The organism is Corallococcus sp. Z5C101001 (genome assembly GCF_007352635.1).
Taxonomy (GTDB): domain Bacteria; phylum Myxococcota; class Myxococcia; order Myxococcales; family Myxococcaceae; genus Corallococcus; species Corallococcus silvisoli.
Genome location: NZ_VKLU01000023.1, coordinates 56,531 through 65,021, shown reverse-complemented (window position 1 = coordinate 65,021; position 8,491 = coordinate 56,531). Strand labels below are relative to the sequence as shown.

Here is an 8,491-nt window from a genome sequence, read left to right as displayed (position 1 = left end):
TTCGACATGCACCCCAGGGTCCACCGCGCCGACGCCTCACTCAACGCCTCTCAGCACGTCGTTGGCCGGACGGATACCCTTGTCAGCTCACCAAGGCGATCCGCTTGGCCGACCCGCATGCGATCCATGGCCCCGGTCCTTGACACACATAGCCCAGCCCTCGCTCGACGAGGCCATCGCGAAACTCCCCGCAGTCCCCGTAGCCCGGGTCGGCAAGCACGACATGCTTGCGCACGCCAGAGGCAAGCGCCGAGTCCAACTGCGCCAGAGCCAGCCGCCACTTCTCCGTGAGGCCCACGTCCTCTGGAATGCCTGCCTTCTTGCGACGTGCGGTGTCCTCCGCCCAGGCCTCAGGGAGGTACATCTGCATGCCGATGCAGCCAGAGCCATTCTCGCCCGCCAGGTGCAGACTCACCGCCACCTGGCAGTTGTCGATTCGCCCCAGCGTGCCCGAGTACTGGCGTGCCACGCCGGCCGAGTGCGTCCCCTTCTTCGGAAAGCCCGTATCGTCGAGGACGAACGCCTCCAGTCCCGGCAGTTCCCGCTCCAGCTTTTGGCTCAGGCGTCGGAACACCTCCGCATCGGACCATCCGCTGATGACGACGCACTCCTGAAGCCGCTGGCGCATCGCCTCCGTCTCCGACGCGTCATCCACCAGCCGAGCCGCCATGGGTTGAATGCTCTTGCGCTCGCCGTCGAGCAGCAGCCCCGTCACGTACGCCGCCATCGCGGCGCGCCGCTCGGGGCGGCCCATGCCTTCCACCATCGAGTCGAGGTACTCGCGCAACTCCTCATCGAGTCGCTTCAGCGTCCGCCGGTCCATCGCGAACGTAGATCATGATCGACCGGCGGCTTCAACAACCGACTAAGTGGTACTAGTTCCCGCCCAAACTTTCATCGCATTCGGGGAGCCGTGGCGGCTCTTTCGTCCAAGCCAAACTTGAGCGGCTTTCGACCAATGAGCCCTTCACCAAATTGAACAATGCCACACACGCCCTCTCAATATTGCCGCGACCAGAAATCTCGCCCTGCCCGCCATATCTGGAAAAATGCACAGCTCCGCTCTGCGCCTCCAGCAACCACAGCCCGCCATCAACAACATCATAGCTACAAGTCCTCTCGGAATCCGGCCGCCGAACAACATCCAAAATACCATCAACAAGTCGAGAGCACTGCTCAACCCTTACCGACCCACTCCTCAGAGAAACGGGTCCACCACTCTCTCCGAGCGACACCCACTCCGCAGTGCAACTCACTTCAGACAGTCGAACTGAAATCGAAGGCTCGAAGCTCGGGTAGTAAACACAACGCACCACCCGCCCCCCCCCGCCAGCAGCCACAAAGAGGCTTGGCTCCCTCATGCGACAGAGTTCGCCCGCAAAGACCTTTGCCAGCACCGCCTCGGAATGCTCAGGGAGATATTTTCGCACCTGCACATCAAGAGCGCTACAAGGCTCCGCATCAACAATAGACCCGCCCCTACCAGGGCGGTCAACAGAAGCGCAGCCCACCAGCGCCAGCAACGCAGACATACACACTCGAGCCAATGCCATCAATCACCCACAAGTCTCAATCCAAACCACAAACCATCCCCAGCCACCACAAGCACACTCCGCGAAAAATCAACACACCCACGAAACACATAACAACAAGCAGCGACCGGGAAAAAAAAGGGGGGGGGCACCCCCCCCACACACATCAACCACCACCACCGCCGCCACGCAAGCCGAGCGACAAATCCAAGCTCATCCCGAATCAAGGATGGTTTTTCATCAAGTCAATAAATGTCAATGAAGTCTCTTTGAATTCGCCCACCCCATTGTCCGCCTCCCCATCGTACTTTTTTATGCGACCGCTCCCTGCCTCGATCTTGTAGACATCCTGTGGCGAGTTCGTCAAGACATATATGCCATGCGAACTACCGTCATCCTTAGTCTGTGCCGCCATGTAGTCAGTAAACGAAGGTAGCCCATTGTCTTTTCTGACATGATCATGAACGGTGGCCGTTGTGTTCGCCCCCGTGGGAATGGCCCCATGCAAGTCATCATTCTTTTCTCCTGACTCAGGCTCGCTGCCCTTGTAGACGTAGACTCTCTTTCCCGATGCCTTGTCAAGCTTTGCTATTTTATCAATTCTTGCACCCAACTCTCTCTTTGCCCCTTTGTTCTCCTCGTTTTTTTTCCTTCTCTCCTCTTCTTCTTTTGCCCTTCGCCGCGCCATTTCATCCGCAAGTCGCTTGCCCTCCTTCTCCTCATCCGTCATCTCCAGCCCATCCGGGTCGAAATATGCCACTGGATTATTTGAGGCATAGGCATAAGAAAGAACATTCCGCCCAGCCCGAAGCTGCGATCTGACGAACTCAGGTGCAAGCGCCATGGGTTCCGGAGCCAAATAACGTCCGAGACTTGGTTCGTAATACCGGTTCCAGTTCTCGAATAGATCGGTCTCGGAATCCCAATACTGCCCCGGAAACCGCAGTGGCAACCAGACAGGCTTGGCCGTCGGCTCATGGCGGCGGTAATCAAAGCCGCTGAGATGGGCCACCACATGAGTCTGTGCATCATTGTCGAGCCCCATCACCACATAGAAATAGCCATCAGCCGGTGTGTTCACCCAGCCCGGCGTGAGCGTCCGGCCCATGGTTACTCCCACAAGCTGTCCATCCCCAAGGTTAGTGCCCTGCAGGGGCGCGCTCTGGGAATCAGCGAGATAGACACCCTCTTGGCCACCCGCAGAGACCCACTCAAAACGAGCTCGCACCTGGGTCACTAGCGCCGGATTCGATGGAGCACGGAGCGTCGCCATCGACGGGACGGCATCTTGCGCCGCAGCAAAGTGGGTGACACGATTGACGTGGCCAAAGGGCTCATAATCGCCAGTCCCACTAATCCGCCCCTTCGAGTTCAAGAGGAGAACCGGCTTCCCACGGTCGTCTGTCACGGGGAAGTAGGCACCGCATGGCACATCCGATTCGACGCCAAACCGCGAACAGTCCTGTGTATTGTCGGCGAAACGCAGGAACGGCTCATGTGAAAAGCGAGACTTAATGAGCGACACCGGTCGACCGCCCAGCCAAATGTACTCGTCTAGCACGTATTCCGTCGTGCTCGGGTTCGAAGCAATTTGCCCCACATCCACGAGCAACTGTGTACCCGAGTAGAAGTACTCGTCCTCACGCCCATCCCAACTTCGCTTCAAACGTCGCCTTCCTGCCACATCGTAGAAGTATTCGTAATTAACATCAGCCCCTCCTATCTGAGTGCTCTTTACCTGTCGATAAACGGCCCCGAGATCCATGGGCGAGGCCGTGGTCGCATTGAGTAGCAACTCGTAGTACGGTTGCGTGGCCGTCTGATTAAGATACCAGGCCACATTGCTGATTCGGCCCGACATGTCATGCTGATAGCGCGCCGTGATGCCATAACTCAGGCAGCTCATATCGCCTGGCGAACACGCAGGCGCCGAGAACCTGCGCGTAACGAGCTGATCAACCCGAGGAAAATTGCTCGTGTACTCCGACTGTACCGTGTAGCCGCCCTGCGCTTCGCTGGTCCGGTTGCCGCGGGTGTCATACGTGTACGCAAGCGCCCTATCCGTCACCACTGAACCGTCCTGCACATGACGGTTTGTCACGCGGCTCAATTGCAGCCGGGCATCGTAGCCCGGCTCGCCTGATGCGCCAACATAAGTCTGCGTAGACGGCTTGTCCCAAGCCGAGCCTTGGAGAAGGCACGTGTCTTCCCCCAGAAGCTGGTCAGCCTGATACCTATAAGCTCTCTTGAAGACGTCGCCAGATGTCACGCGGGTCACGCTCAGACCCGAGAGGCGCCCAAACGGGATGCCGGCGCTATCCACCGCCTGGGTAAACGACGCAGCTGAGCAGTCCACAATTCCCGCGTTGGTGCCTCCCTGATGATAGCGGACCTGGGCGGACGTCGGCACGCCGTTCTCGCCACGTGAGTGCACCCAGTAGGCCTTCAGACCTCCGTAAGGCTCCCACTCCACTCCAGTGATGAGCGGATCATTGCTTGACGACCCATTGGGATATAGGTGCGCCACATAGATTCCGCTGACGCGGTGAGACATACCCGTGCCGGACGCATAGTACCGATATTCAATCCCTCGACCATATGGATAGATTTCCCCAACCAGGCGCCCCAAGGAGTCATAGTTAAAGAAGTGGTTCGGGCTGTCCTTTCCGGAAAAGAAGGGCGACGTGTTGCATTTACGTGTCGGTGGACTCGTTTCCGCGCCACGAACCCGGAGCTTCGAACTCACTCGCCCGAAGGCGTCATACTGGAACCAGGTCGCACCGAACGAATCCACCGTGTAGTGCGGCATTCCGGGGTAATGAGCAGGACATCCAGAAGGCAAAGGGAACTGCTCTTCATACCAAGTCTGATAGAGGCGCTCCGCCTGCAATCCCCGTCGCGCGTCAGCAAAACGGAGACGGCCGAGAGCATCGTGTTGATAAGCATTCCAACTCGCGGTCTGGGCCATCTGCGATGTCTGTTTGACGACAGGATTTCCCTGTGCGTCGTATGCGAATTGAGTGACGCTGGGCCCCAAAGTGGCTGACGCCCCCCACGGCGCCTTCACCTCCAGCAAGTTGCCGAAGTCGTCGTAGAGGTACTCCAGTGCCGGCTGGTTCGCGCAGCTGCCCATCGTTGAGCCCACCACGCACCCCTGCTTAATGCTCTGCACATTACCTGCAGCGTCGTAAGCAAGGTGAGTGGCCGAAGCCGCGATTCCTCCCGTTGGACCTGATGCTTCCAACATCATCACCAGTCGATTAAGTCTATCATACTCGAATGCTCTGCATTCGGGCGGCAGCGCATTGAGAGCGCCACTCGTCGTGTTGAAACCACCACAGAAGGCGGACGGACGACCAAAATTTGCCAGGTACGGAAGTCCTTCGCGAATCGCATTATTCTCCGCATCAAAGAGTCTTGTCGATGAATAGGTGGAGTTCCAGCACTCCCCTTCGCCCCACTTCTCGCAAATTCCCTGGAAGGTCGGCCGACCCAACGGATCCGAGTCATAGGTCCGTCGAGCACGGAGCACGCCCTCAGTCGCAAGGGTCTCCTCTTTGATGAGACGCCCATTTTGGTAAAAATAGTTTACACGCTCGCTATAATTCGCCCCATTCGCGGACGGCGCAGTCGCCTTCCACTGGAGCTTGTCCGTCAGGACTCCGCCCGTACATCCGCCATTCCCCGTGCCCATTCGGTAGCACAAAACCTCATAACGGCCATCCGGATGCCGGATGTAGTCGCCGTGTGTGCCATTGTCATAGCCAAAATCCGTAACGAGGTCTGCGAGCAGCCCCGCCTTCACCGTCTTGCGAACCAGCTTCCCCGCCGCGTAGGCATAGCGGGTCTGGACGCCAGCCTGATCCGTGACCTGAAGCAGCCTGCCCTGAGCATCGTAGGAGTCGTAGGTAGTCTCCAGAAATGGAGTATTGTCACACTGAGCAAATCCCACGAGCTGCGTAAATACGCGCTTGCGCACCAACTGTTGCTGCTGACCATTTGTCGCATTCTCCGCGCCATAGAAGTAATGTGTAACCGGCGCAGGGCCGCTGCATGAGACCGCTGTCGCGCTCGAAGTCCAGCACGGCCCCTCGACTTCGACAACCCGGGCTTGCGGATCCGCGTCTGCGGGCGTCTTCCCCGCGCACGAACGGTATGTACGATAGAAGGTCGCAAGGTGCTTCATGACCGGCGGACCAAAGCTGGTTGCAAAGTCCCAGGTATAGCCACTGCGGACCTTCGCCATCAACCGGTTGGTTGTGGGGTCGTACTGGTACGTCCAACCGGCTTGCGCTCCTGCACCCACCCTGCTGGCCATGGCGGAGGTTCCCGTCTCTGTCTTCAGCTGCTGCTCATACCCGGGATATGCCCCGGCCCGACCGTACTCGTACGAGTAGTACTTCGTCAGCAACGCGCCATTTCCATTCCCATCTGTCGCGCCGAAGTCAGCCCTCCGCATTTCCCCTGGCGCCAGGAATCCATCATCAACATTCCACGGGACTTCGGCCCTGCTGCTGTTACCCTTTGCCGCCAGCTCATTCGCGAAGACGGCATAATTACCCCGTGCGTCTTTTTGAGTTCTCGCCATGGCAATCGCGCGGTCGAAGTTGCTGCCAACCAAGAGCACTTGGCTATTCCAACCACGCCCATGCTGAGGCGTCAGATTGACACCCACTCCTTTGCAATAGGGATCATTATAGACACCATCCTTGCCACACTTCACCTCAGCGCCTGTCGTAGCAACGCCATGCGTAATGGACTGAGTGGCAATGAATGCGCGTACCAACTCGGTCTGCGTTTGCTGATAGCCATCGCCTGCGCTCACTGTCTCCCGAAAACTCTGCTTCTGGGAGGACGCGCAAGTGCCGCTCAACATTCCCGGCCCGCAGTAGGCCCCCGTGCCATACAATTCCGCAGTGACGGTCTGCTTGGTCCATTCCGTCTCATCCTCGAGCACGTAGAACAGCTGACGGTGCAGCAATTTGCTAGTGACAAGCACGCCGTCCCGGAACACTTTCCAACGTACGGTTCCGAGCGACGCGCCTTGGTCCGCCCAGGTGTAGGTCATCTGCGTCGGCACCGGGGCCTCGGCCCCCACGGGCACGCTCTGCGAGACGCCCACGAAATACCGTGCACCGCCCAGCATGCCTGCAGGATTTGAAACGACCTGGCCGTTGCTGTTGTGCATCGCGTAGTCATACGTGACGACGTTTCGCGTCCCCAGTCCCGTTCCCGACGTGCCCTCTTCCAGATCTACCTTGGACAGTACGCACTCATGTGTTGAGGACAGATTGGCGTCCTGCGTGGGGAGACTGGCGTAGGCGAACGCCAGCCGCGAGCCATTGGACAGGTTTGCGTACTGGATGAGCTGAGCCGGCCGCCCGAACGTCGTCGACGGCACGGTGCAGCCCGCAGGCGTCGCCGTGTGATACTGAAGGGAAGCAACGAGCCTCCGTCCAGTGGAACCTGCGGCCGTGGTCGTCCCGTAGCTGGTCGGTTCAATCTCCGTCAGGAAGTAAGCTCCGCCCCATTGGGTATATGGGAGAGATGGCTTTGACCGCCCCCCCACCGGGACAATCTGGGAATAGCGGAAGCGTCCCTCTCGACTAATAAGCGTGTAGCCGTCCCCATCCCAGCGCAGTTTGACGTTCTGGTCTCGGTTGGACGTTGCGAACGTCCCGGGCACCAGCGCATCGCATGGACTGAAGCGCAGGGTTCCACCAGAGGGAGTCTGCACCGTACAAAAGCTGGTAACGACGACGTCGGTCTCTGACGGGTCCTTGGCCCATTTCTCACCGTACTGGACGTAACTAAATAGGCTGTGTGTCCAGCGATAGGCTGCGCCCACGCCATTCGAATGCATGACGCGTCCGAAGGGCGTCAGCAATTTCTGTTCGGGAAGGCCCAACACGTTCGCCGCAGTCGATGCACTGAAGGTGCGGGTAAATGAGAAATCGCCAATCGCGGAGGCAAGGCTGAAGTCCGTCTCCGAGTATGTCGGGCGCAACGACCCCACCGGGACTGGAGCCGCTTCGGAAACACCTGAAGTGCCCGGTCCTCCCAATGGAGGCGCGGGACTCAGCGGAGCCTGATCCACACGCTGCTGCACCTCTTCGGCAGTGAGCATATCCGCCGCCCACGAGACCCCAAGACCCACTACTAATATGCCTCCGGCGGCCAATCCCCGGATCCCGCTCCGACTCCACCGCCGCTTCGTCCCCGTCACCCCTGCATTGCTCTCCACGTTGCGTCTCCCTTGAAGTTCACTCATGGCGTTCGTCCTTCGACGGTGCAGGGACCCGGACTGGTTGGCACAATCCCTCGCGCCCATTCGGGTCCAACAACACACAAGGCCATCCCGCCGGACACTCAGCCGTCTGGGTACAAGTTCGCGTGCAGAAATAGCCTTCACCCAGTCCAGCGCCGGGCGCGTGCACGCACCGGCTGCTTTCACAGGCAGTGTCTCCACCCTCGACGCAGGACTCTCCTACTGTCAGCTTTGGAGCCCCCCTATCGACAGCCTTTGGACGCCACTCCGTCACGACCTTGACTCCGGGTGTAGCCTGTGGCTCAGGCGCGGAAGGAGGCTCACCTTGTGGCGTACAGGCCAGGCCCCACCCCAAAAGACACACCACTATCCACTGGACTCTCATTGCGCGTACGTCTCCCCAGAGCACACACGCAGCAAGCGCGAGTGCCGATTGGCTCAGCTCAATAGAAAGGAACCACCTACGACGAGGTGATCCCCCTTCACGGTCGTTGAAACACGACACCCTGCGGGCAAACTCCAGACAGGAGGAGTCAGGGCCTCGGGGTGGACTCGGTTGAAGGGGAGCGACTGCGACGACGGGCCATCATCATTACCAAATCCTCAAGACTTTGCAACCCCCGCGCGACGCGCGATTGACACCCTGAATTGATTAACGAGAAATACAGGAACACCAACGCCCATGCTCCCC

The 8,491-nt window shown here is 59.1% G+C and carries 2 protein-coding genes; both read right to left on the bottom strand.

All coding sequences use genetic code 11. The features are described from left to right. Nucleotides 1-82: 82 nt before the first annotated feature. Nucleotides 83-823 (bottom strand): IS701 family transposase, encoded by a 741-nt coding sequence (locus FOF48_RS34805; RefSeq protein WP_143909075.1) that lies wholly within the window; start codon nt 821-823, stop codon nt 83-85. Nucleotides 824-1,755: 932 nt separating this feature from the next. Further along, complete coding sequence (locus FOF48_RS34800) at nt 1,756-7,659, bottom strand: RHS repeat-associated core domain-containing protein (RefSeq protein WP_255443009.1); 5,904 nt, start codon at nt 7,657-7,659, stop codon at nt 1,756-1,758. Between the last annotated feature and the right edge of the window lie 832 nt (nt 7,660-8,491).

What these genes read in the sequence shown, in the direction of transcription:
- FOF48_RS34805 (WP_143909075.1), bottom strand. Translation starts at nt 823, where the DNA reads ATGGACCGGCGGACGCTGAAGCGACTCGATGAGGAGTTGCGCGAGTAC.
- FOF48_RS34800 (WP_255443009.1), bottom strand. Translation starts at nt 7,659, where the DNA reads ATGCTCACTGCCGAAGAGGTGCAGCAGCGTGTGGATCAGGCTCCGCTG.